Source organism: Pseudomonas bubulae (assembly GCF_900618535.1).
Classification (GTDB): Bacteria; Pseudomonadota; Gammaproteobacteria; order Pseudomonadales; family Pseudomonadaceae; genus Aquipseudomonas; species Aquipseudomonas bubulae.
This window is the reverse complement of the sequence record NZ_UYJA01000004.1, coordinates 82,242-105,429: the sequence shown is the minus strand read 5'-3', so window position 1 is coordinate 105,429 and position 23,188 is coordinate 82,242. Positions and strand designations below refer to the sequence as shown.

Genomic DNA, 23,188 nt, shown 5'->3' with positions numbered 1-23,188 from the left:
GTGGCTGCCTTATTCGCGAGCAGGCTCGCTCCCACATGGGCTATGTAGATCCCTGTGGCAGCGAGCCTGCTCGCGAAATAGTAGTGGTGAAGGATTCACCTTGGTAATCGAGAACCCCATGCCTCAACCGCGTCCCTACAAAGTTGCACTCAACGGCTACGGCCGGATTGGTCGTTGTGTCTTGCGTGCGTTGTTCGAGCGAGGGGCTTCTGCCGGGTTTGAAATTGTTGCACTCAATGATTTGGCCGATATGGCCAGTCTCGAATATTTGACGCGCTTCGACTCCACCCATGGCCGGTTTCCCGGCGAGATACGGATCGAAGGCGACTGCCTGCATATCAATGGCGACTGCGTGAAAGTGTTCCGCAGTGCCACCCCCGAAGGGATCGACTGGGCCGCGCTGGGCATTGACCTGGTGCTGGAATGCTCCGGTGTCTACAACACCCGTGCCGACGGCCAGCGCTTTCTGGATGCCGGGGCTCCCGGCGTACTTTTTTCGCAACCGATGGCCAGCGACGCCGATGTCGACGCCACCATTGTCTACGGCGTCAACCAGCACAGCCTGACGGGCGAAGAGCGCCTGGTGTCCAACGCTTCCTGCACCACCAATTGCGGCGTACCGCTGTTGCGTCTGCTGGATCAGGCGCTGGGCCTGGAGTACGTGTCGATCACCACGATTCACTCGGCGATGAACGATCAGCCGGTCATCGATGCCTACCATCATGAAGACCTGCGACGTACTCGCTCGGCCTTTCAGTCGGTGATTCCGGTATCGACCGGCCTGGCCAAAGGCATTGAGCGCCTGTTGCCGGAACTTGCCGGCCGAATTCAGGCCAAAGCAGTACGGGTGCCGACCTTGAACGTGTCGTGCCTGGACATCACCCTGACCACGGCCCGGGATACCGATGCCGCAGAAGTGAACCGCCTGCTGCGCGAGGCTGCCACCAGCGGCCCGCTCAAAGGCTTGCTGGCCTACACCGAGCTGCCGCACGCCAGCTGTGATTTCAATCATGACCCTCATTCGGCCATTGTCGATGCCAGCCAAACCCGTGTTTCCGGCCCCCGGCTGGTGAACCTGCTGGCCTGGTTCGACAACGAATGGGGTTTTGCCAATCGAATGATCGATGTGGCAGAGCACTACTTGCACGTTACCCACCCAAAATCCGTTCTCTAACATTAGAAACTCAGGAATTGCGACCCATGACCGTGTTGAAGATGACCGACCTCGATCTGCAAGGTAAACGCGTACTGATCCGCGAAGACCTCAACGTCCCAGTCAAGGACGGTGTAGTCACCAGCGATGCGCGTATCCTCGCTTCGCTGCCGACCATCAAGCTGGCGTTGGAAAAAGGCGCGGCGGTTATGGTCTGCTCGCACCTGGGACGTCCGACTGAAGGCGAGTTCTCGGCTGAAAACAGCCTCAAGCCTGTAGCCGAGTACCTGAGCAAGGCCCTGGGCCGTGAAGTGCCGCTGGTCAGCGATTACCTCAATGGTGTCGACGTCAAAGCCGGCGACATCGTGCTGTTCGAGAACGTGCGTTTCAACAAGGGCGAAAAGAAAAACGCCGACGAACTGGCCAAGCAATACGCCGCCCTGTGCGACGTGTTTGTGATGGACGCTTTCGGCACCGCTCACCGCGCCGAAGGTTCGACCCACGGCGTGGCCAAGTTTGCCAAGGTTGCTGCGGCAGGCCCTCTGCTGGCTGCTGAACTGGAAGCACTGGGCAAGGCCCTGGGCGCCCCGGCCAAGCCAATGGCGGCCATTGTTGCTGGCTCCAAGGTGTCGACCAAGCTTGAAGTGCTCAACAGCCTGAGCCAGATCTGCGATCTGCTGATCGTGGGTGGCGGTATCGCCAACACTTTCCTGGCCGCTGCCGGTCACCCGGTGGGCAAGTCGCTGTACGAGCCCGACCTGCTGGAAACCGCTCGCGCCATCGCTGCCAAGGTCAACGTGCCCCTGCCTACCGACGTAGTCGTGGCCAAGGAGTTCGCTGAAAGTGCCGCTGCCACCGTCAAGCTGATTGCCGACGTGGCTGCTGACGACATGATTCTGGATATCGGCCCGCAAACTGCTGCGCATTTCGCCGAGCTGCTCAAGTCTTCGAAGACTATCCTGTGGAACGGTCCGGTTGGCGTGTTCGAGTTCGACCAGTTCGGCAACGGCACCAAGGTTCTGGCCCGGGCCATTGCCGACAGCGCAGCGTTCTCGATTGCGGGTGGCGGCGACACTCTGGCGGCGATCGACAAATACGGCATTGCTGATCAAATCTCCTACATCTCCACCGGCGGTGGTGCATTCCTGGAGTTCGTCGAAGGCAAGGTACTGCCTGCCGTTGAAATCCTGGAAAGCCGCGCCAAAGCCTGAAGGTGTTTCAGGCCCTGAAAGGAAGCATGGACATGGTCAAGTTGTTACCGCTGTTGATGATCGCGGGCTTTTTGGCCGGTTGCGCCGGCTCGAGCGAGTCGGTGCCCGAGGCTGCAACCCCTGAAGAGAGTGGTTGTTACCAGGCTGACTGGCAGGCGCAAAGCGTGCCGCTGGTCAATAAACGCTCAGGGCCCGAGGCGCTGGAAAAATACGAGTCGCCCAAGCCTTCACAAGAGCGCGGGTGCCCATGATTTGAAATGCGGCCCACCCAATGGGCCGCATAGCTATAGCTGAAGCTGTAACGTTTCAGCTAAATCGCATTGGCCATATCGGGGCAAACCCCCGATCTGCAATAACTTGAATAGCAGCCGCCGCTACGGCAGGCTTGCACGATTAACGACCCTTGTCCGGGAGAGACACACACAATGGCACTTATCAGCATGCGCCAGATGTTGGACCACGCCGCCGAATTCGGCTACGGCGTTCCAGCCTTCAACGTAAACAACCTTGAGCAGATGCGCGCCATTATGGAAGCCGCTGACAAGACCGACTCCCCGGTGATCGTTCAGGCCTCGGCCGGTGCGCGCAAGTACGCGGGTGCTCCTTTCCTGCGTCACCTGATCCTGGCTGCAATCGAAGAATTTCCGCATATCCCGGTGTGCATGCACCAGGACCACGGCACCAGCCCTGACGTGTGCCAGCGCTCGATCCAGCTGGGCTTCAGCTCGGTGATGATGGACGGCTCGCTGGGTGAAGACGGCAAGACCCCGACCGACTACGACTACAACGTTCGCGTGACTCAGCAAACCGTTGCCCTGGCGCACGCTTGCGGCGTATCGGTTGAAGGCGAGCTGGGCTGCCTGGGTTCGCTGGAAACCGGTATGGCTGGCGAAGAAGACGGCATCGGTGCAGAAGGCGTTCTGGATCACAGCCAGATGCTGACCGACCCGGAAGAAGCGGCTGACTTCGTCAAGCGCACCCAGGTAGATGCCCTGGCAATTGCCATCGGTACTTCCCACGGCGCTTACAAGTTCACCAAGCCACCGACTGGCGACGTACTGGCAATCGACCGTATCAAAGAGATCCACAAGCGCATTCCGAACACTCACCTGGTGATGCACGGTTCGTCCTCTGTTCCACAAGAGTGGCTGGCGATCATCAACGAGTTCGGCGGCGACATCAAAGAAACCTACGGTGTGCCGGTAGAAGAAATCGTTGAAGGCATCAAGCACGGCGTGCGCAAGGTCAACATCGACACCGACCTGCGTCTGGCATCGACTGGCGCGATGCGTCGCCTGATGGCAACCAACCCGAGCGAGTTTGACCCGCGCAAGTTCTTCGGCGCCACTGTAACGGCCATGCGTGACGTGTGTATTGCCCGTTACGAAGCCTTCGGTACTGCCGGTAATGCTTCGAAGATCAAGCCGATCTCCCTCGAAGCCATGTACCAGCGTTACCTCAAAGGTGAGCTGAACGCCAAGGTCAACTAAGACCGGCGCGTACTAAAAAGCCCGCAGCGATGCGGGCTTTTTTGTGGAGGTCAGTTGCAGCCCTCTCCCTCCGGGAGAGGGCTAGGGTGAGGGTCACTTGAGCAACCCGCGCACACTGATCCACACAGGAATACCCAAGCCAATCCAGCTCAATACATCCCACGCCTCGTCACCCAATAGCGCACTGAACAAGCCCATCACGCTGACCAGGCCAATCGCCAGCGGGATGGAAAACACTTTCCAGAAGTTCGACTGACGGGGCCTCATCGTGCGCTCTCCCTGGCCGCTCGGCGGCGCACCCACCACAGGTAGAGTCCGCTGCCGAGCACCACAATGGTCAGCACGTCGAGAGCCGCCCAGAGAATTTTCATTGGCATGCCGCCGTAATCGCCGAAGTGCAGCGGTTGTGACATGCCCATAGCGTCCATGTACCACGGGCGCCCGGCCACTGCGGTGACCTCCAGGGTACTGGCATCGATCAATACCGGGGTCAGCAGGTGAGAAGTCAGGTGCGTGCTGCCTTTCATAAAGACCGCGTAATGGTGCTCGCTGGAGAACCGTGTACCGGGGAAGGCGATAAAGTCCGGGCGCATGCCGGGCGCGGCTTTGGCTGCGATCTCCAGCAACTGGCTGGCCGGGGCAAGACGGGTCAGTGGCGGAGCATCGCGGTAGGGTTCGATCATGGCGCTGAGGCTGTCATTGCGCCATGCGGCAATGATCAGGTCAGCACAGGCGCTGATAACGCCGGTCACCCCTACCACCAGGGCCCAGGTCAGGGTCACGGCGCCAATCAGGTTGTGCAGGTCGAGCCAGCGCAGGCGTTTGGATTTGTCGGTGCGCACGGTAGCGAATTCATGGCGGCGCATAAAAGGCAGGTACAGCACTGTGCCGGAGATGATGGCCAATACAAACAGCAGGCCCATAAAGGCCAGTAACAGCTTGCCGGGCAGCCCGGCGAACATGTCCACATGCAGGCGCAGCATGACCATCATGAGTCCGCCATTGGCTGACGGCACCTCTATGGCTTCGCCCGTGCGCGCATCGAGCATAAAGGTGTGGGAGGAGTTGGGCTCGGTGCCGGCGGTGGGTGCCATGATGGTCAGGACGGCATTGGGTTCGTCTTCGTCCCAGCCGAAATACTGCATGACCTCGCCCGGGCGATGAGCTTCGGCGGCGCGCACCAGTTGTTGCAGGTCGAGGGTTGGGGTATCGGCAGGCAGGGTTTTGACCTGCGGCGCATCGCCTAGCAGATGGTCGATTTCATGATGAAAAATCAACGGCAGGCCGGTCAGTGCCAGCATCAGCAAGAACGCAGTGCAAATCAGGCTGGTCCAGGTGTGGATAAAGGACCAGCGGCGGATGGTTTTGCTTTTCATGAAAATCCTGAATGCGTAAACCCCCTGTGGGAGCGGGCTTGCTCGCGATGGCATCAACTCGTTTTTGCAGTTGCACCGAGTTGTCTGCATCGCGGGCAAGCCCGCTCCCACAGGGGGAAGGTGGTGCAGCCCTTAGCGGGTTACCACTTGTAGTTGACGCTGGCCATGACGTTACGCCGGTCGCCGTAGTAGCAATAGAAACCGTCGCAGGTCGACAGGTATTCCTTGTCGAATACGTTGTTGGCGTTCACAGAAACCGTGGCGCCCTTGAGCGTTTTGCTGACCTTGCCCAAGTCGTAATGCACCGCGGCGTCGTAGACGGTATAAGCGTCGGTGTGGCCATAAGAAGCGTCGGGCACATAAGCCATGCTGCCGATTGCGATGTTGTCGGTCTCACCAATGTAGCGGGCACCAAAGCCGACGCCGAAGCCATCCAGCGCGCCTTTGTGCCAGGTGTAGTCAGCCCAGATCGAGGCTTGATGTTCAGGCGTCAGGGGCAGTGGACGGTTCTTGTCCAGCGGGTCGGAGACCTTGGTCATCTTGGTGTTGGCATAGGTGTAGGCAGCGGTCAGTTTAAGGTTCTCGTTGACGTTACCCACGGCCTCCAGCTCCACGCCGCGCACGTTGGCTTCACCCAGTGGCCGGCTTACACCCAGGGTGTCGCTGAGCACGATGTTTTTACGGGTCAGGTCATACACGGCAGCGGTGAACAGCATCTCGGTGCCGGGTGGCTGGTACTTGAGGCCCACTTCGTATTGCTTGCCAGTACCGGGCTTGAACGCCTTGCCGCCAAAACCACCCGGCTCGGCCTGGAACGATTCGGCATAGGACACATAAGGCGTGAAGCCGGAATCGAACACATAGCTCAGCGCGGCATTGCCGGTGAAGGCGCTGTCGTCACGTTTGTCGCGCGCATTGTTCTCGTTGTAGAACGTGGTGTCGGTGTGCAGCCAGTCCTGGCGTCCGCCCAAGGTCAAATGCCAGTTATCCAGCGCCATCTGGTCTTGCAGGTAGAGGCCGGTGTCACGGGTTTTCTGGTTGTAGTCGTTGTAAGCGGTGTATTTGACGTTGCTGAAATCCTGCCCGTAGATCGGGTTGATGATGTTGCTGGCCGGGGCCGCGCCGTATTGCCACTTATAGTTGGTATTGACGCGCTGGTGATCGAGGCCGATCAGTACCGTGTGCTTGAGGGCGCCGGTATTGAAGTCTGCCTGGAAGTTGTTATCCACGGCGAACTGGCTGATGTCTTCGTTCACGATATTGGCGCCGCGCTGCACGGTACCGTCGTCGGCAACGGAGCCGTAGTAACCGCCTGCAGTGATGCCCTGAAATGACAGGTCGCTTTTGGTGTAGCGCAAGTTCTGACGGAACTGCCACACATCGTCAAAGCGGTGTTCGAAGGCGTAGCCGAGTGCGTAGTAGGTCTTGTCGTAGAACTCCCACTTCGGATCACCCAGGTTCTCGTGATACTTCACACTGCCCGCCGGTGAGTCAACCTTAGTGCCCTGGATCGGCAAGAACTGACTTGTGATACCGGTGTCGTCACGATTGAACTGGCTGAGGAACGTCAGTTTTGTGTCCGGGTCGATGTTCCAGGTCAGACTGGGCGCGAGGTTATAGCGCTTGTCTTCGTTGTGATCGATGGCGGTGTTGCTGTCGCGTACCAGGCCGCTGATACGGTACAGAAAGCGGCCTTCATCATCGATCGGGCCAGTGCTGTCGAAGCTGATCTGCTTGCGCTGGTAGCTGCCGACCTGGACCTGCACTTCATGGGTGGGGGTGTCCTGCGGGCGACGGCTGACCATGTCCAGCAAACCCCCGGCAGGTGTCTGGCCGTAGACCGATGACGCTGGGCCACGCAGCAGGGCTACGCGCTCCAGGTCCCAGGTTTCCAGCTTGGGCATGGTGTAGGAGCCCTTGGGCAGCGGTAGGCCGTCGAGAAACTGGGTGGGTTCGAAGCCGCGTACCTTCAGCCACTCCGAGCGGCTGTCGCTGCCATAGCTGCTGGCCGTAACGCCGGGCATGTAACGTACTGCATCATCCAGGTTCTGCACCGCCCGGTCCTGCATTTGGCTACGGGTGGCCACGGAGATGGAGCGCGGGGCTTCAGCCAAAGAGGTATCGGTTTTGGTACCCGACGCCGTGCGCTGGGCGAGGTAGCCGTCCACCGGGCCCCAAGCGCTTTCGTAGCTGCCCTGGGCGGAGATGGTCGTTGCTCCTAGAGCCAATGCGCCCTGGGGAATCTCGATCAGAGTAAAGCTGCCAGCCGAGCCGGGCACCAGCTGCAAGCCGCTCCCCTGCAACGCCTCACGCAACGCAGTCGTGGCTTCAAATGTGCCGTTGACCGGCGCCGAGGTTTTGCCTGCCAGCAAGGACGAGTCGATGGCCAGGGTGATGCCAGCCTGGCTGGCGATCTGGTTCAGGGTGGCCGCCAATGGGCCGGCGGGCAGGTTGTAGCTGCGCGCAGAGGATGCCTGTTCGGCGGCGATCAGCGTGGTGCTGGCCAGCGGAGCGCCAAGGGAAATGGCAACAGCCAGCAGGCTGGGGCGCAAAAACGTGTCGAGGGTGCGGGACATTCGGCGGGTTCCTGAATGGAAATGTTTCTCAATGCCTATCTGCCGCACGAGATTTGAAAAGTGATAGGGCTTATTGAAAATAATTTAGATTCAGTTCGCCGCAGGCCTGGCGCTGACAGTGACCCACCACGGGGTGCGCTGTTCGATTTGCACCGGCAAGGTCGGCAACAGGGCGTTGAGCGCCAGTTCGACGTTGTTCAGCGGGAAGCTGCCAGTGATGCGCAGGTCGGCCACTTCGGGGGCTACACCCAGGTGGCCACGGTGATAGCGGTTGAGTTCGCCAACCATGTCGCCCAGGCGCACGTTGTCCAGTACCAGCATGCCCCGTGTCCAGGCGTCGGCCCCGGGGCTCACTGCATACATCTGGCCCAGACGGTCGCGGTGCATCAGCACTTGCTGCCCTTCGCTGTAGATGGTCTGTTCGACGCTATCTTCTGGATGGGCCTGGACACGCGATTGCAGCACGCTCAGGCGCGTGCCGTCGGCTTCGCGTTTGACCATGAACCGGGTGCCAAGGGCCAGCAAGCTGCCATCGCGGGTTTGTACGATAAACGGGCGAGGGTCGCCGTGGCCGGTTTCGACCATGATCTCGCCTTCTTGCAGGATGATGCGCCGGGTGCTGTTGTCAAAACGTACATCAACTGCACTGTGGGTATTGAGGTTGAGCAACGTGCCGTCGGCCAGGCGCATCTGGCGCTGTTCACCGGTGGCAGTGCGCTGGTCGGCCATCCAGTAATCGATGGGCAAGTAGTTCTTGCCGGCAAACAGGGCCAGCCCGCACACCAGGGCGATACTCGCCAGGCCGCTGCCGATCTTGCGCGCCTGCTGCTGCACGCCATTGCGCGCCGGGATGCCGGTATTGCTGAAGCGCTGGTCGAGCATGCCCAGTTGTAACCAGGCCCGGGCGTGTTCTTCGCTGGCGCTGTACCACTTGGCGAACTCGGCCTGTTCCACGGCGCTGCCGTTGCCGCAATCCAGGCACAGTTGCCAGGCGATGGCGGCGTCCAGCACCTGGGCCGAGACAGGTTTGCCGTTGGCCTGGCTCATGTCGGCTCACCATACAGGGCGATGTAGCACTGGCGGATGCCCTGGGCCAGGTATTGACGTACACGGGGCACCGACACGCCCAGGCGTTCGGCGATTTCGCCGTGGGTCATGCCGTCGAGCCGACTGTGCAGGAAGGCCGCACGCGACTTGCTCGACAGTTTGGCCAACATGCGGTCGATGGCTCGCAGGTCTTCGAGGATCAACTGCTGGGCCTCGGGCGAGGGGTGCTCGGCTTCGGGGATCAGCATCAACTCGTTGAGCCAGGCCTGCTCCAGGGCGGCGCGGCGAAAATAGTCGAACAGCAGGCCTTTGGCGATGGCCGCCAGAAAGGCCCGGGGTTCGCGCGGGGCTTGCAGTTCGGTACGGCCAAGCAGGCGTACAAAAGTGTCCTGGCTGAGGTCCTCTGCCCGCTGCGGGCAGGCCACGTTGCGCCGTAACCACGCCAGCAGCCAGCCGCGATGGTCGCGATAAAGCGCTCCAACCAGCTCACTGTGGGGGGTTTGGACTGACGACAAGAGCATCACCGACTGCAAGTTTTAACTAACGATAATTATTCGCGATTGTGGCAGAGGGAGTGATCCTACGCAATTGACGCTCATCGGATGACATATAAGCGGGGGAGGGTCGTTATTGTGGGAGCGGGCTTGCACGCGATGGGATCGCCGCGTTTCGCCTGATGAGCCGCGTCGCATGAATCGCGAGCAAGACCCCTCCCACAGATTAAAAGCCGTGAATCTGCTTGCGTCGCTGCCACTGGTTAAGCCGCTGTTGCAAGGCCAGGGGGCTGTCGATGCCCTGGACGCTGGCACGGCTGAACAGGATCAGTGCCAGCTCGGCCGTGGCCAGCGCGTCTGCACTGGCGTTGTGACGGTCTTCAACCTGCAGGTTGAAGTGGTTGATCCAGTGATCCAGCCCTGCCTGGCGCGGGTTGAACTGCGGGCAGAGCATCGGTGCCAGTGCGGCCACATCCATAAACGGATGCTGCAACCGATAGCCCAGGCTGTCCTTGAGGGCTCGGGTGAGCATGTGCTGGTCAAATGGTGCATGGAAGGCCAGTACCGGGCTATCGCCGACAAAGTCCATGAAATCCAGCAGCGCATCCACCGGGTCGCTGCCGGCGGCAATGGCGGCAGGTCCCAGTTCATGCAGCAGCATGCTGGGGCTCAGGGGGTGGTCGGGGCGCAGCAGGGTGCGCTCAAAGGCCTGGCTCAAGTCAATGGCGCCGTCTTCAATCACTACTGCGCCAATCGACAACACTTGATCGCGGTTGAGATTAAGACCGCTGGTTTCCAGGTCTACCACCACCCAACGCTGACTGCGCAATGGCACATTGCTCAAGGCGGTGGCGGACGGCAATTGCAGCAGGCGTTGCTGTTGCTCAAGGCTTAGCAGCGGTTTTTTGCGGGGTAACAGCCAGGACAACAGGCTCATAGCTGATACCGCAGGGCCAGGCTGCTTTGCAGGCGCTGGGCCTGGCGCAGGGCTTCACGCAGGATACGGCGATCCAGCTGGTTGAGGTTGTCCGGGTCGACGCGATTGGAGTACGGGCGATTTTCCCGGGTTTGCAACTGGTGCTGCTGCATGCGGGTTTGCTGGATAAAGTGGTAAGCCTCTTCGTAGGCACCGCCGTCCAGCGGTTCGATCACGTCGAGAGCAACCAGTTGGCGCAAGCGCTCAAGGGTATTGTTGGCTTCTACACCGTTGGCCAGTGCCAGCAAGCGAGCCCCGTCGACAAAGGGCGTAAGGCCCTGCACCTTGAGGTCGAGGGTGGCCTTGTCACTGCCTTTGCGCTCCAGCACAAACTCGCGAAAGCGCCCCACCGGTGGCCGGTGACGCAGGGCGTTGTCGGCCATCATGCGCTGGAACAGGCGGTTGTCGGCCACTTGCTCAAGGATGCCGCGACGTAGTTGCGCGCAGCCCTGTTCATCGCCCCAGACCACGCGCAGGTCGAAGTAGATGGTGGAGGCCAGCAGGTTTTCCGGGGTGGCTTCACGAATAAACGCCGCAAAGCGCCGCGCCCATTCGGTACGGGACAAGCACAGGTCGGGGTTGCCGGCCATGATATTGCCCTTGCACAGGGTAAAGCCGCAGGCCGCCAGGTGCTGGTTGATCTGCTGGGCGATGGGCAGCAGGCGCTGGCGAATGTCGGCGGCCTCGGCAGCGTCCCTGGCCTCGAACAGGATGCCGTTGTCCTGGTCGGTGTGCAGGGTTTGTTCGCTCCGTCCTTCGCTGCCAAAACACAGCCAGGTAAACGGCACGCCGGGGTCACCCTTGTCGGCCAGCACCAGCTCAATCACCCGGCAGACGGTGTGATCGTTCAGTTGGGTGATGATATGGGTGATTTGCGTGGAAGATGCGCCGTGGGCCAGCATGCGCTCAACCAGCTGGCCGATTTCGCCGCGCAGGCTGATCAGGGTTTCCAGCCGTGGAGCATGGCGAATGGTACGTGCCAGATGCACCAGGTCGACCCGTTGCAGCGAAAACAGGTCACGCTCGGAAACAACCCCACACAGGCGTTGATCTTTAACCAGGCACACGTGGGCAATATGCCGCTGGGTCATGGCGATTGCAGCGTCGAAAGCGCTGTGATCGGGGCTCAGGTAGAACGGCCCGGGGGTCATGTGCAGGTCGATGGCCTGGTCGAAATCCTCAATGCCATTGGCAACGACCTGACGCAGGTCGCGCAGGGTGAAAATCCCCAGCGGGGCCTTGAGCTCGTCGACCACCACAATGCTGCCCACCTGCTGTTCGTGCATCAGACGCACGGCTTCACGCAGTGCAACCTGAGGCGCGCAGGTCACGGGATGACGCATGGCCAGTTCACCCAGGCGGGTGTTGAGCGAGTACTGGGTGCCGAGGGTTTCAGCGGCTTTTTGCTGCACCTGCTGATTGACCTTGTCCAGCAGGCTGCTGACGCCGCGCAAGGCAAAGTCGCGAAATTCGTCGGACAGGCCAAACAGTTTGATAAACGCGGTTTTGTTCAGTTGCAGGCAGAACGTATCTTCGGCGGCCCGGTGTTCGGTGCGGGTGGCGCGCTCGCCCAGCAGCGCGGCCAGGGGGAAGCATTCGCCGGCGGTGATCTCGAAGGTGGTCTGGGCTTCTTCGCGACCGGCGTGGGTGCGCTCGCCCACCACTCGGCCCTGCTTGACGATATAGAAGTGCTCCACCGGCCCGTCGGTGGGTCGGATGATGCTTTCGCCCGGGGCATAGAAGCGCAGTTGGCACTGCTCGACCAGGTACGCCAGGTGAGTGTTTTCCATTTGGTTGAAGGGCGGGAATCGTTGCAAGAATTGCATGGTGCCGTGAATGTTCTGCAACACCGCGGTTTTCCCTGCCTGGAGAAACGCATCCGATTTACTCATTACTGATACCGCGTCGTTGGTTGTGAGCCGTTGTTGTTATGACCGGACAGGGCATCGCCCCAAGGTGTATTTCTATCCCTCATGCTCGGTGGTCTGCGCGCGGGTGCCCATTGGACGTAAGTCTATGGGGCAGCGTTGTGCTGCTGTTTTAAAAACATCGCACATTGGTTTCAGATATTTCTTGTGCTGTCAGGCTTGGAAATACCGGAATGTGAGCGCACATTTACACCCAGTAATGGATAACCGACTACGCTATTAGGATATTTCGCCTGCAAGTCAGCTTCCGAGAAGCCTATGACCGAACACGATATTTTGACTGACGCCGAAAGAGAGGCCTTACAAGAGGTCATGCAGACACCTGCTTCGGTCTCGTCATGTGTGTTGATTGTCGAAGATGATGTTTTGGCTCGGGAGTTGTTGGCGGAGTTTCTTGAACTCAATGCCATTGAGTGCCTCCAGGCCAGCAATGAAGAAGAAGCGCTGGCGCTATTGGCATCGGGCCAGCCGATCAACCTGATGCTCACCGATTTGCGCATGCTGCCCCATGATGGCTTGCATCTGATCCGCAAAGTGCGTGAATCCGAGCGGGCGGCCTTGCCGGTTATCATCATGTCGGGGGATGCGAATGTACGGGATGCCATCGATGCCATGCATTTGAGCGTGGTGGACTTTTTGCTCAAGCCGATTGATACCGACAGGTTGCTCAAGCTGATCCGTGAGGAGTTGGGGATGTAAGGTTGGTCTGCCACCGTGTCAAAAAAAAGCCCCGAATGTTCGGGGCTTTATTTATTGCTGCGGGTTACAGGCCGTTTCTGGCCTTGAACTCGCGCCGACGACGGTGCAGTACCGGCTCGGTGTAGCCGTTAGGCTGTTTGGTGCCTTCGATGACCAGTTCGACCGCCGCCTGGAAGGCGATATTGCTGTCGAAGTCCGGCGCCAGCGGACGGTACAGCGCGTCGTTGGCGTTCTGGCGGTCAACCACCGGTGCCATGCGCTTGAGGCTTGCCATGACCTGCTCTTCGTTGACGATGCCGTGACGCAGCCAGTTGGCGATGTGCTGGCTGGAGATACGCAGCGTGGCACGGTCTTCCATCAGGCCGATGTCGTTGATGTCCGGCACCTTGGAGCACCCCACGCCCTGGTCGATCCAGCGCACAACGTAGCCCAGGATGCCCTGGGAGTTGTTGTCCAGTTCGTTCTGGATCTGTTCCGGGGTCCACTGCGGGTTCACCGCCAGCGGGATGGTCAGGATGTCGTCCACCGAAGCCGGAGCGCGCTTGGCCAGTTCGGCCTGACGGGCGAACACGTCAACCTTGTGGTAATGCAGCGCGTGCAGGGCGGCGGCGGTCGGTGACGGCACCCAGGCAGTGTTGGCACCGGCCAGCGGGTGAGCGATTTTCTGCTCCAGCATGGCGGCCATCAGATCGGGCATGGCCCACATGCCTTTACCGATTTGTGCACGACCTTGCAGGCCAGTGCTCAAGCCGACATCGACGTTGTTGTTTTCGTAGGCCGAAATCCACTTCTGGGCTTTCATGTCGGCCTTGCGTACGACCGGGCCGGCTTCCATCGACGTGTGAATCTCGTCGCCGGTACGGTCCAGGAAGCCGGTGTTGATAAACACCACTCGCTCGCTGGCGGCCTTGATGCAGGCCTTGAGGTTGATCGTGGTACGGCGCTCTTCGTCCATGATTCCGACCTTGAGCGTGTTGCGTGGCAGCTTGAGCACGTCTTCGATGCGGCCGAACAGCTCGTTGGTGAACGCGGCTTCTTCAGCCCCGTGCATCTTCGGCTTGACGATATACACCGAGCCGGTGCGGCTGTTGCTGCGCGTGGTCTGGCCATTGAGGCTGTGGATAGCCGCCAGGCTGGTGAGCAGGCCGTCGAGGATGCCTTCGGGCACTTCGTTGCCGTCTTTGTCGAGGATCGCATCGATGGTCATCAGGTGGCCGACGTTGCGCACGAACAACAGCGAGCGGCCGTGGAGGCTGACGGTGCCGCCGTTTGGCGCGGTGTACTCGCGATCCGGGTTCATGGTGCGGGTAAAGGTCTGGCCGCCCTTGGATACTTGCTCGCTGAGGTCACCCTTCATCAGGCCGAGCCAGTTGCGGTAGATCACCACCTTGTCATCGGCATCGACCGCAGCGACCGAGTCTTCGCAGTCCATGATGGTGGTCAGGGCGGCTTCCATCAGCACGTCTTTGACGCCTGCAGCATCGGTCTGGCCGACGGGGCTGGCCGCGTCGACCTGGATTTCGAAATGCAGGCCGTTGTGCTTGAGCAGCACGGCCGTCGGCGCTGCGGCCGTGCCGTGGTAACCGATCAACTGCGCGGTGTCGCGCAGGCCGGTGCTGGCGCCGCCCTTGAGGGTGACCTGCAAGGCGCCGTCAACAATGGCGTAGCCGCTGGAATCAACGTGGGAGCCGCTGGCCAGAGGTGCAGCTTCGTCGAGGAAGGCGCGGGCGAAGGCGATGACCTTGTCGCCGCGAACCTTGTTGTAGCCTTTGCCCTTTTCGGCGCCGTCGGCTTCGCTGATGGCGTCGGTGCCGTAAAGCGCGTCGTACAGCGAGCCCCAACGGGCGTTAGAGGCGTTGAGGGCAAAGCGCGCATTCATCACCGGCACCACCAATTGCGGGCCGGCCATGCGGGCGATTTCGTCATCGACGTTTTGCGTCGTTGCCTGGAAATCCGCAGCTTCTGGCTGCAGATACCCGATATCCTGGAGGAAGGCCTTATAAGCCACGGCGTCATGGGCCTTGCCGGCCTGCGCCTGGTGCCAGGCGTCGATGCGCGCCTGCAAATCATCGCGTTTGGCGAGCAGTGCTTTGTTCTTGGGTGCCAGGTCGTTGATGACCTTGTCGGCACCGGCCCAGAACTGATCGGCGGTGAGGCCGGTACCGGGGATAGCTTCGTTGTTGACGAAGTCGAACAGGACTTTGGCGACCTGCAGGCCACCGACGTGAACGTGTTCAGTCATTGCTTGCCTCACTCATTTTTATTTAAAGCCTGGAGCGCTTCTCAAAACACCGCCAGAGCGGGTTTGTACGGGGATTGCAGACGCTTTGGCAGACCATGTTGCAAGTTATGTAGTGGTCGCCGAGGCATACTACATGATCAATTGCAGATGTGAAAATCAGACTGATCACGTCGTTCTGCGACCATTTTTACGCGAACGGTCACTCAGAAGAACGGGATGTTCTCAAGAAACAGGCAGGTTGTTCCAGATAATTCTAAAAACAGTACACAATTTGTGATTTTGAAGGCATCTGTGGAGCAGGCTTGCTCGTGATTCGGGCGACGCGGTCTGTCAGGCAAACCGTGGCGAGACCATCGCGAGCAAGCCCGCTCCCACAGGGAAGGGTGTTGCCTATACTCAATCGACCCCCTAATAAGAGAGTCCCGCCATGAATCATCTTGTTATCACTGTCTTTGCCCAGGACAAGGCCGGGCAGGTCGAGCGTATTGCCCAGTGCATCGCCGAGCATGGAGGTAACTGGCTGGAGAGTCGCATGTCGCGTATGGCCGGGCAATTTGCCGGGATCCTGCGTGTCGGCGTGCCTGCCGAAGCCCACGATGAGCTGGTCGATGCGCTGCAGCGGTTGGGCAAGGAAGGGATTCGGGTATTGATCGCTGAAAGCGGGATCGAGCAGTCCTGCACCTGGAAGCCCATCGCCATGGAGCTGGTGGGCAACGACCGCCCCGGCATTGTGCGCGATATCACCCGGGTGCTGACGGAGCAGGGGGTGAGCCTGGAGCGGCTGGTGACCGATGTGCGGCCCGCGCCCATGAGCAACGAGCCGCTGTTTCATGCCGAGGCCATTCTGGCTGTGCCCCTGACCTTATCGCTCGACGTGCTGCAAAAGCGTCTGGAAACCCTGGCCGATGAACTGCTGGTAGACCTCAAGTTCAGCACCGAAGAGTAACTACGCCGGTTCAGCTGCGCTGGCGCAGGCTGAACCAGGCATCGAGGCTGTACACCACCAGCCCGGCCCAGATAAACGCAAAGGCGATCAAGGTGCTTTCGGACAGGTGTTCGCCATACACCCAGACCGCCAGGATCAGCACCAGCGTCGGCGCGATGTACTGCATAAAGCCCAGGGTCGTGTAGGGCAGATGTCGTGCGGCGGCGTTGAAACTGACCAAGGGTATCAGCGTGGCCGGGCCGGCAAATACCAGCAGCCAGGCCTCTGAGGTACTCCAGAAGTCAACGTGGGCGCTGTTGGCTTCCGGATGCAGCAACAGCCAGCCGATGGCAACCGGGACCAGGATCCAGGTTTCTACCACCAGCCCCGGCAGCGCCTTGACCGGTGCTTGCTTGCGAATCAGCCCGTAAAAGCCAAACGTCAGCGCCAGCACCAGCGATACCCACGGCAGGCTCCCCACTTGCCACACTTGTTGTGCCACGCCCGCAGCTGCCAGGCCTACGGCAATCCACTGCAAGCGGCGCAGGCGTTCGCCCAGCAGCAACATGCCGAGCAATACGTTTACCAGCGGGTTGATGTAATAGCCCAGGCTGGCTTCGACCATGCGGTCGTTATTTACGGCCCATACATAGGTCAGCCAGTTGGCGGCAATCAGCAGGCCGCTGATGGTCAGCACGCCCAGGCGTTTGGGGTTGTCGCGCAGTTCCTGCCACCAGCCGGGGTGCTTCCACACCAGCAGCAGCAACGAGCCGAACAAGGCCGACCAAAGCACCCGGTTGACGATGATTTCGGCCGCCGGAACGCTGGCCAGCAGTTTGAAGTAGAGCGGGAAGATGCCCCAGATGACATAGGCCGTGAGGCCTAAAATATACCCGCGGCGCGGGTTGGCGGCTTGCATGCAGAATCCTTGCTTAGGCAACTAACAGACACGGAAGAAGTCAGGATTGTAAGCAGGTTTTGCAGGCGTGTCGTGCAGGAGATTTGCAAGGCAGACAGTTGTTTTTGCACCAGCAGCGGTCCCGGATTTTCTGTGGGAGCGGGCTTGCTCGCGATGCGGGCGCTGCGGTCTGACAGTTAAACCGCATCGAGCCAATCGCGAGCAAGCCCGCTCCTGCAAGAGCCACATACATGGCGTCAGAACAGTTTCAGCGGCTCCTCATTGAGTGCTGAAAGCTGTTCACGCAATGCCAGGATCTGGTCGCCCCAGTAGCGTTCGGTACCAAACCACGGGAAGCTGTGGGGGAAGGCCGGGTCGTCCCAGCGTCGCGCCAGCCAGGCACTGTAGTGCATCAGGCGCAAGGCGCGCAGCGGCTCGATCAACGCTAGTTCGCGGGGGTTGAAGTCATGAAATTCGCTGTAGCCGTCCATCAACTCTGACAGCTGGCCCAGGCATTCCTGGCGATCACCGGCCAGCATCATCCACAAATCCTGCACCGCAGGGCCCATGCGGCAGTCATCGAGGTCGACGATATGGAACACTTCGTCGCGGCACATCATGTTGCCGGGGTGGCAATCACCATGCATGCGGATGTTGGTGTGCGGGGTGGCGGCGTAGACGTCTTCAACGCGCTTGAGCAGGTCGCGGGCGACGGACTCGTAGGCCGGGAGCAAGCTGCGCGGTATGAAGTTGCCTTCGAGCAGGGTGGTCAGCGAGTCGTGACCGAAGTTTTTCACGCCCAGTGCTTCGCGGTGTTCGAACGGCTTGGTTGCGCCTACGGCATGCAGGCGGCCGAGCAGTTGCCCGAGACGATACAGCTGGTCGAGGTTTCCCGGCTCTGGCGCACGGCCACCACGGCGTGGGAACAAGGTAAAGCGAAAGCCCTGGTGCTCGAACAGGCTTTGGCCGTTGTGAATCATCGGGGCCACGACCGGGACTTCGCAGTCGGCCAGTTCGAAGGTGAAGCGGTGCTCTTCGAGGATCGCTTCGTTGGTCCAGCGCTGAGGGCGATAGAACTTGGCGATCAGCGGCTGCGAGTCTTCGATGCCGACCTGATACACGCGGTTTTCGTAGCTGTTGAGCGCCAACACGCGGGCATCGCTCAGGAAACCGATGCTCTCGACGGCGTCGAGCACCAGATCAGGGGTAAGTGTTGCAAACGGATGAGACATGCTGACTCCTGCGCGCAGCAGGCTGCCGCGTCCGGCCATGCATGTTAGCGCAGACCGGGGCCCGGAAGGCGACTTAATCCGCTGTGGGAGCGGGCTTGCTCACGATGCAGGCGCTGCGGTCTGTCAGTTAAATCGCACCAACCCGATCGCGAGCAAGCCCGCTCCCACACCGAAAGGGTCAGGCGCCGACGATACCGCCGTCTTCACGGCTGATGGCCATGACCGAAGAACGCGGTTTGCCGTTGGGCAGATGCTCGGGGAAGGTGGATCCGCCGTTTTCGCCGGGGTGCTGAATACCAACGAACAGGGTTTTGTGGTCGGGCGAGAAGCTGATACCGGTGACTTCACAGCCAATCGGTCCGACCATGAAGCGGCGGATTTCACCGCTGGCCGGGTCGGCGCAGAGCATCTGGTTATTGCCCATGCCGGCAAAGTCGCCGCTGTTGCTGGCGTCGCCGTCGGTGAGGATCCACAAGCGCCCTGCGTCGTCGAAGCCCAGGCCATCGGGGCTGTTGAACATGTTTTGCGGGGTGATGTTGGCTGAGCCACCTTTGGCCGTTTTGCCGTGCACTGCCGGGTTGCCGGCCACCACGAACAGGTCCCAGTCAAAGGTGTCCGAGCCGTGATCACCCTTATGGGCGTTCCAGCGCAGGATTTGTCCGTAGACGTTTTTCTCACGCGGGTTGGGTCCGCCAGCCGGTTGTCCATCCTCGCCACGTTTGACGTTGTTGGTCAGGGTGCAATAAACCTGGCCGTCTTTGGGGCTGACCACTATCCATTCCGGGCGGTCCATGCGCGTGGCGCCGACTGTGCTGCCTGCCAGGCGGGCATGGATCAGGGTATCGGCCTGGCTGGCGAAACCATGGTCGGCATCAATGCCGTTTTTGCCGTGACTCAGTTCAAGCCACTGGCCCTGGCCCTTGGGGCGATCAGGGTTGCTGTCGCCATTGTCAAAGCGCGCCACATAAAGCGTGCCGTGGTCGAGCAGGTCGCGATTGGCCTTGGGGTTCTGGTGGTCGATCTTGTCGCGGCTGATAAATTTGTAGATGAACTCGCCGCGTTCATCGTCGCCCATATAGACCACGGCACGACCGTCGCCGGTTTCGGCCAGGGCGGCGTTTTCGTGTTTGAAACGGCCCAGGGCGGTGCGTTTGACCGGTGTTGAAAGCGGGTCGAACGGGTCGATTTCCACTACCCAGCCGTGACGGTTGAGTTCGTTGGGGTTGAGTGCCAGGTCGAAGCGCGGGTCGTGTTGGTGCCAGTTGATATCCTTGCTGGCCGCCACGGCACCATAGCGCTTTTGCGCGGTGTCGAAGGTTTGCTTGGCATCAGAGCTGCCGAAACAATCAGTGAAGTTTTCTTCGCACGTCAGATAAGTGCCCCACGGGGTTTTGCCGTTGGCGCAGTTCTGGAACGTGCCCAGGGCACGGCTGCCGGTGGCATCGGCCCGGGTGCGCAGCAGTTCGTGGCCCGCCGCGGGACCGCTGAGGCGGATCGGCGTGTTGCCGTGGATGCGCCGGTTAAAGGGTGAGCCCTGAACAAACTGCCAGCTGTCGCCCTTGCGCTGGATTTCGATCACCGACACGCCTTCACTGGCCAGGGCCTTGCGCACTTCTTCAAGGGAAGTGGGCGAGCCACCGTGAGGGTAGAGGTAGCGGTAGTTGGTGTATTCGTTGTTGATCGCCATGAGGGCCCGGTTCGGGTCATCGGGGAAGGCGAACAGGCTCATGCCGTCATTGTTGTCGCCAAATTGCACTTCCTGCTCGCTGGCGGTGCCTTTACCGGAAGGGTCAAACGCCGGGCCTTTGGCCTGCAACGGCTGACCCCAGCTGATGAGCACCGAGGAACGGTAGCCGGGCGGCAGGCTGATGGTGTCGGTGGTGGCTGCGTTGATGCTGTCGAACCCCAGCAGGTTGCTGTTGGCGGCGCTGACCCCGGCCGCCAGGGCGCTGCGACCAAGCAGGCCGCCGCCGAGGAACATCGCCGCACCACACAAGGCGCCCGCACTGATAAAGCCCCGACGGCTCAGGCCGATGATCTGCTCAAGGTCGGTGGATTGGTTTTCTTCTAATAGGCTCATGGCTGGCTCGTCTGGCAACGGTTTTGGCAGACACCATAAGCAGCGGGTATGACAGGGATGTTTCAGTTTTTGTTTGAAAAGCCCCTCTCCCTCCTGGAGAAGATTGGGGTGAGGGCAGCGGTTTAGAGCGCTGTGCCCAGCAACACCAGGGTCGGCGCAAACTGCACCTGTGCCGTACTGCCCACGGCCAGTCCAAGTGTTTCAAGGTGTTGCGGTTCGGTCAGCGCACACAGCGTCTGGCCGCCAGGCAGGCTGATGCGCACTTCACTGGGGCCGTCGGCGATGTGCAGAATCTGTTGGATCTGCCCGTGCAGGTGATTGTGTTCGGGGCTGGGCACTTGTGCGACGTCGATCAACTGCAGCCAGCCCGCTTTGATCAGTGCCACCGCCGGGCTATTGATCGCCAGTTCCAGGTGCTGGGTGCTGTCGTGGGTGATTTGCGCCTGCAAGGTCAGGCCACCGGGCAACTCAAGGTCAATCAGATCGTTGTGACCATGCCTGTGGATGGCAATCACGGTACCGTGCAACTGGTTACGGGCGCTGGTACGCAACATCAGGCGGCCGAGCAGATCGAGATCCCGGGCGTCTTCGGCGGCGTCCAGCACCTGAGCCTGTAACGCCTGCAAGCGCTGATAAAGGCGCAGCACCCGCTCACCGGCCACGGACAACCGGGCGCCGCCTCCGCCCTTGCCGCCAATGCTGCGCTGCACCAAGGGGGTTTGCGCCAGGTTGTTCAGCTCATCGATGGCATCCCACGCAGCCTTGTAGCTGATGCCCGCACTTTTGGCGGCAGCCGTGATCGAGCCCTGCTCGGCGATGTGTTGCAACAGGGCAATACGTTGCGGGCGGTGGACAATATGCTGGGCAAGCAGGGCAGGCAGGTGCATGAAGACAGGTTCGCAAGACGGGGAGTGCCCGAAAAGTGCCTGCTCCACGGGGAGACGTCAAGCAAGCCCATCAGGTTTTGGCGTGCGCGCCAGGCAATACACATCGACCCGCCGCGCCCCACCCTTGAGCAACAGGCGCGCCAGGCTTTCTGCCGTGGCGCCGGTGGTCAGCACGTCATCGATCAGGGCCAGATGCAAGCCATTCACCTGCACCCCTGGCGCGAGGCTGAATGCGTGGCGCAGGTTGCGTTTGCGGGTTTTGGCGTCCAGATCCTGTTGCGCAGCGGTGTTCCGCGAACGCAGCAGCCAGTGCGGCTGGCAGGGGATGCACAACTGCTTGCCGAGCCAATCCCCCAGCATCCCGGCCTGGTTATAGCCACGCTCACGCAGGCGTTTGGTGGACAGGGGTACCGGCAGCAGGGCGTCAGGTCGAGGTTCACCCATGTTGAAGCTATCAAGCAGTGATTGCCCAAGAATTTCGGCCAAAAGGCGGCCGTAGGGCCATTTGCTGTGGTGCTTGAAGCGCACGATCAGGCTGTCGATCGGAAAGCCATACACCCAAGGTGCATGAACTCGTTCGAAGGCGGGTGGCTGTCTGATGCAATGGCCGCAAACCAGTCCCGCCATGGGCAGCGGCAAAGCGCAGCGCTGGCAGCGGTCACCCAGCCAGGGCAGTTCCAGTTCGCAGGCGACGCACAGGGCCTGCTCTGTACGGGCGCGCTCGTCACACAACAAACATGACTGGTTGTTTATTAACCAATTGTAAACCAATCGAATCCATAGTGGTTGACAGTTCATGTCACATCCTTAAACATGCCGATATCCGTGCCGTGCCTGGGTTTTTTGCCTCGGGTTCTAGTCAAAGCATAAACAAGAGAAACGCCGATGAGCGCCAGCAGCCTTGCCAACTTGCGACATGATTGGTCATTAGCCGAAGTCCGGGCGATGTTCACCCAGCCTTTCAACGACCTGCTTTTCGAGGCGCAGACCGTTCACCGCAAGCATTTCAATGCCAACCGGGTTCAAGTTTCGACGCTGTTATCGATCAAGACCGGGGCCTGCCCGGAAGATTGCAAATATTGTCCGCAGTCGGGCCACTACAACACCGGCCTGGCCAAAGAGAAGCTGATGCAGGTGCAGAAGGTGCTTGAAGAAGCACAGCGGGCCAAGGACATCGGTGCCACCCGTTTTTGCATGGGCGCAGCCTGGAAGCACCCTTCGGCCAAAGACATGCCCTACGTGCTGGAAATGGTCAAAGGGGTGAAGGCCATGGGCCTGGAAACCTGCATGACCCTGGGCAAGCTTGATCAGGAGCAGACCGCTGCACTGGCCCATGCCGGTCTCGACTACTACAACCACAACCTCGACACCTCGCCCGAGTTCTACACCAGCATCATCACCACGCGGACCTACAGCGAACGCCTGCAAACCCTGAGTTACGTGCGCGACAGCGGGATGAAAATCTGCTCCGGTGGCATCCTGGGCATGGGCGAGTCGCTGGACGACCGCGCCAACCTGCTGATCCAGCTGGCCAATCTGCCTGAGCACCCGGAATCGGTGCCCATCAACATGCTGGTGAAAGTGGCCGGCACGCCGATGGAGAACGCCGAAGACATCGACCCCTTTGATTTCATCCGCATGCTGGCAGTAGCGCGAATCATGATGCCTCTGAGCCATGTACGCCTGTCCGCAGGTCGTGAGGCAATGAACGAGCAAATGCAGGCGCTGGCGTTCTTTGCCGGGGCCAACTCTATCTTTTACGGCGACAAACTGCTGACCACGGCCAACCCGCAGGCAGACAAGGACATGCGGCTGTTCAGCCGTTTGGGCATTCTGCCGGAGGAGGGTAAAGATCACGCCGACGAGGTGCATCAGGCGGCGATAGAGCACGCGCTTAGGGATCAGAAGTCCAGCGAGCAGTTCTATAACGCTGTGGTTTAACCACCGTGCTGGCCTGTAGTCGTTGCCGCAGGC

The 23,188-nt window shown here is 60.4% G+C and carries 20 protein-coding genes; 7 read left to right on the top strand and 13 right to left on the bottom strand.

Annotation, left to right across the window (positions count from 1 at the left end):
* Positions 1-118 precede the first annotated feature (118 nt).
* The 4 genes from epd (at position 119) to fba (ending at position 3,854) form a co-directional block, all read left to right on the top strand.
* Positions 119-1,174: an erythrose-4-phosphate dehydrogenase gene (gene epd, locus PPTH39_RS14940; RefSeq protein WP_095019480.1), complete on the top strand. Its 1,056-nt coding sequence runs from the start codon at positions 119-121 to the stop codon at positions 1,172-1,174.
* Between the two features lie 26 nt (positions 1,175-1,200).
* The gene (locus PPTH39_RS14935; RefSeq protein ID WP_094999893.1) at positions 1,201-2,364 is read left to right on the top strand and encodes a phosphoglycerate kinase; all 1,164 of its coding nucleotides are present in this window, start codon (positions 1,201-1,203) and stop codon (positions 2,362-2,364) included.
* 32 nt (positions 2,365-2,396) lie between these two features.
* Positions 2,397-2,615: a hypothetical protein gene (locus PPTH39_RS14930; protein ID WP_094999894.1), complete on the top strand. Its 219-nt coding sequence runs from the start codon at positions 2,397-2,399 to the stop codon at positions 2,613-2,615.
* Positions 2,616-2,789: 174 nt separating this feature from the next.
* Positions 2,790-3,854, top strand: coding sequence for a class II fructose-bisphosphate aldolase (gene fba / locus PPTH39_RS14925; protein WP_004419605.1), 1,065 nt, complete (start codon positions 2,790-2,792; stop codon positions 3,852-3,854).
* A 93-nt stretch (positions 3,855-3,947) separates the two neighbouring features.
* Here the strand turns inward: fba and PPTH39_RS23545 are convergent, their stop codons facing one another.
* From PPTH39_RS23545 to PPTH39_RS14895, 7 genes are all read right to left on the bottom strand, one after another.
* Positions 3,948-4,121: a hypothetical protein gene (locus PPTH39_RS23545; protein ID WP_094999895.1), complete on the bottom strand. Its 174-nt coding sequence runs from the start codon at positions 4,119-4,121 to the stop codon at positions 3,948-3,950.
* The gene (locus PPTH39_RS14920) at positions 4,118-5,230 is read right to left on the bottom strand and encodes a PepSY-associated TM helix domain-containing protein (RefSeq protein WP_095020452.1); all 1,113 of its coding nucleotides are present in this window, start codon (positions 5,228-5,230) and stop codon (positions 4,118-4,120) included. The genes PPTH39_RS23545 and PPTH39_RS14920 overlap by 4 nt, the downstream gene beginning before the upstream one ends.
* Before the next feature lie 140 nt (positions 5,231-5,370).
* A complete protein-coding gene (locus PPTH39_RS14915; RefSeq protein WP_130872144.1) occupies positions 5,371-7,806 on the bottom strand; it encodes a TonB-dependent siderophore receptor in 2,436 nt (811 codons plus the stop codon).
* Positions 7,807-7,896: 90 nt separating this feature from the next.
* A complete protein-coding gene (locus PPTH39_RS14910) occupies positions 7,897-8,853 on the bottom strand; it encodes a FecR domain-containing protein (RefSeq protein ID WP_130872143.1) in 957 nt (318 codons plus the stop codon).
* The gene (locus PPTH39_RS14905; protein ID WP_165446525.1) at positions 8,850-9,374 is read right to left on the bottom strand and encodes an RNA polymerase sigma factor; all 525 of its coding nucleotides are present in this window, start codon (positions 9,372-9,374) and stop codon (positions 8,850-8,852) included. The genes PPTH39_RS14910 and PPTH39_RS14905 overlap by 4 nt, the downstream gene beginning before the upstream one ends.
* Positions 9,375-9,573: 199 nt before the next feature.
* Positions 9,574-10,284 (bottom strand): 3'-5' exonuclease, encoded by a 711-nt coding sequence (locus PPTH39_RS14900; protein ID WP_094999899.1) that lies wholly within the window; start codon positions 10,282-10,284, stop codon positions 9,574-9,576.
* On the bottom strand, positions 10,281-12,215 hold the full coding sequence (locus PPTH39_RS14895; RefSeq protein ID WP_095025304.1) for a putative nucleotidyltransferase substrate binding domain-containing protein: 1,935 nt from the start codon (positions 12,213-12,215) through the stop codon (positions 10,281-10,283). Before PPTH39_RS14895 ends, PPTH39_RS14900 begins: the two co-directional genes overlap by 4 nt.
* 294 nt (positions 12,216-12,509) lie before the next feature.
* Here PPTH39_RS14895 and PPTH39_RS14890 point away from each other — a divergent pair, with 294 nt between their 5' ends.
* On the top strand, positions 12,510-12,950 hold the full coding sequence (locus PPTH39_RS14890; protein ID WP_094999901.1) for a response regulator: 441 nt from the start codon (positions 12,510-12,512) through the stop codon (positions 12,948-12,950).
* Positions 12,951-13,014: 64 nt separating this feature from the next.
* On the opposite strand, the gene PPTH39_RS14885 is transcribed toward PPTH39_RS14890, so the two are convergent.
* The gene (locus PPTH39_RS14885) at positions 13,015-15,192 is read right to left on the bottom strand and encodes a malate synthase G (RefSeq protein ID WP_094999902.1); all 2,178 of its coding nucleotides are present in this window, start codon (positions 15,190-15,192) and stop codon (positions 13,015-13,017) included.
* 427 nt (positions 15,193-15,619) lie between these two features.
* On the opposite strand from PPTH39_RS14885, the gene PPTH39_RS14880 reads away from it, so the two are divergent.
* Positions 15,620-16,138, top strand: a complete 519-nt coding sequence (locus tag PPTH39_RS14880) for a glycine cleavage system transcriptional repressor (protein WP_016782481.1) — start codon at positions 15,620-15,622, stop codon at positions 16,136-16,138.
* Between the two features lie 10 nt (positions 16,139-16,148).
* Here PPTH39_RS14880 and rarD read toward each other — a convergent pair whose 3' ends face one another.
* The 5 genes from rarD to PPTH39_RS14855 form a co-directional block, all read right to left on the bottom strand.
* Complete coding sequence (rarD, locus tag PPTH39_RS14875) at positions 16,149-17,036, bottom strand: EamA family transporter RarD (RefSeq protein WP_094999903.1); 888 nt, start codon at positions 17,034-17,036, stop codon at positions 16,149-16,151.
* 236 nt (positions 17,037-17,272) lie between these two features.
* Complete coding sequence (locus PPTH39_RS14870) at positions 17,273-18,247, bottom strand: serine/threonine protein kinase (protein WP_094999904.1); 975 nt, start codon at positions 18,245-18,247, stop codon at positions 17,273-17,275.
* Positions 18,248-18,425: 178 nt separating this feature from the next.
* A complete protein-coding gene (locus tag PPTH39_RS14865) occupies positions 18,426-20,327 on the bottom strand; it encodes a PhoX family protein (protein ID WP_094999905.1) in 1,902 nt (633 codons plus the stop codon).
* 122 nt (positions 20,328-20,449) lie between these two features.
* Positions 20,450-21,214 (bottom strand): TOBE domain-containing protein, encoded by a 765-nt coding sequence (locus tag PPTH39_RS14860; protein WP_094999906.1) that lies wholly within the window; start codon positions 21,212-21,214, stop codon positions 20,450-20,452.
* 57 nt (positions 21,215-21,271) lie between these two features.
* Positions 21,272-22,012 carry a ComF family protein gene (locus PPTH39_RS14855; protein ID WP_130872142.1) on the bottom strand — a complete coding sequence of 247 codons (741 nt, stop codon included), beginning with the start codon at positions 22,010-22,012 and terminating at the stop codon, positions 21,272-21,274.
* 87 nt (positions 22,013-22,099) lie between these two features.
* Between PPTH39_RS14855 and bioB the strand changes: the two genes are divergently transcribed.
* Positions 22,100-23,155: a biotin synthase BioB gene (gene bioB, locus PPTH39_RS14850; RefSeq protein ID WP_094999908.1), complete on the top strand. Its 1,056-nt coding sequence runs from the start codon at positions 22,100-22,102 to the stop codon at positions 23,153-23,155.
* Positions 23,156-23,188 lie beyond the last annotated feature (33 nt).

Coding starts and splice junctions, on each gene's coding strand:
- epd (WP_095019480.1), top strand. CDS start 119: ATGCCTCAACCGCGTCCCTACAAAGTTGCACTCAACGGCTACGGCCGG.
- PPTH39_RS14935 (WP_094999893.1), top strand. CDS start 1,201: ATGACCGTGTTGAAGATGACCGACCTCGATCTGCAAGGTAAACGCGTA.
- PPTH39_RS14930 (WP_094999894.1), top strand. CDS start 2,397: ATGGTCAAGTTGTTACCGCTGTTGATGATCGCGGGCTTTTTGGCCGGT.
- fba (WP_004419605.1), top strand. CDS start 2,790: ATGGCACTTATCAGCATGCGCCAGATGTTGGACCACGCCGCCGAATTC.
- PPTH39_RS23545 (WP_094999895.1), bottom strand. CDS start 4,121: ATGAGGCCCCGTCAGTCGAACTTCTGGAAAGTGTTTTCCATCCCGCTG.
- PPTH39_RS14920 (WP_095020452.1), bottom strand. CDS start 5,230: ATGAAAAGCAAAACCATCCGCCGCTGGTCCTTTATCCACACCTGGACC.
- PPTH39_RS14915 (WP_130872144.1), bottom strand. CDS start 7,806: ATGTCCCGCACCCTCGACACGTTTTTGCGCCCCAGCCTGCTGGCTGTT.
- PPTH39_RS14910 (WP_130872143.1), bottom strand. CDS start 8,853: ATGAGCCAGGCCAACGGCAAACCTGTCTCGGCCCAGGTGCTGGACGCC.
- PPTH39_RS14905 (WP_165446525.1), bottom strand. CDS start 9,374: ATGCTCTTGTCGTCAGTCCAAACCCCCCACAGTGAGCTGGTTGGAGCG.
- PPTH39_RS14900 (WP_094999899.1), bottom strand. CDS start 10,284: ATGAGCCTGTTGTCCTGGCTGTTACCCCGCAAAAAACCGCTGCTAAGC.
- PPTH39_RS14895 (WP_095025304.1), bottom strand. CDS start 12,215: ATGAGTAAATCGGATGCGTTTCTCCAGGCAGGGAAAACCGCGGTGTTG.
- PPTH39_RS14890 (WP_094999901.1), top strand. CDS start 12,510: ATGACCGAACACGATATTTTGACTGACGCCGAAAGAGAGGCCTTACAA.
- PPTH39_RS14885 (WP_094999902.1), bottom strand. CDS start 15,192: ATGACTGAACACGTTCACGTCGGTGGCCTGCAGGTCGCCAAAGTCCTG.
- PPTH39_RS14880 (WP_016782481.1), top strand. CDS start 15,620: ATGAATCATCTTGTTATCACTGTCTTTGCCCAGGACAAGGCCGGGCAG.
- rarD (WP_094999903.1), bottom strand. CDS start 17,036: ATGCAAGCCGCCAACCCGCGCCGCGGGTATATTTTAGGCCTCACGGCC.
- PPTH39_RS14870 (WP_094999904.1), bottom strand. CDS start 18,247: ATGTCTCATCCGTTTGCAACACTTACCCCTGATCTGGTGCTCGACGCC.
- PPTH39_RS14865 (WP_094999905.1), bottom strand. CDS start 20,327: ATGAGCCTATTAGAAGAAAACCAATCCACCGACCTTGAGCAGATCATC.
- PPTH39_RS14860 (WP_094999906.1), bottom strand. CDS start 21,214: ATGCACCTGCCTGCCCTGCTTGCCCAGCATATTGTCCACCGCCCGCAA.
- PPTH39_RS14855 (WP_130872142.1), bottom strand. CDS start 22,012: ATGAACTGTCAACCACTATGGATTCGATTGGTTTACAATTGGTTAATA.
- bioB (WP_094999908.1), top strand. CDS start 22,100: ATGAGCGCCAGCAGCCTTGCCAACTTGCGACATGATTGGTCATTAGCC.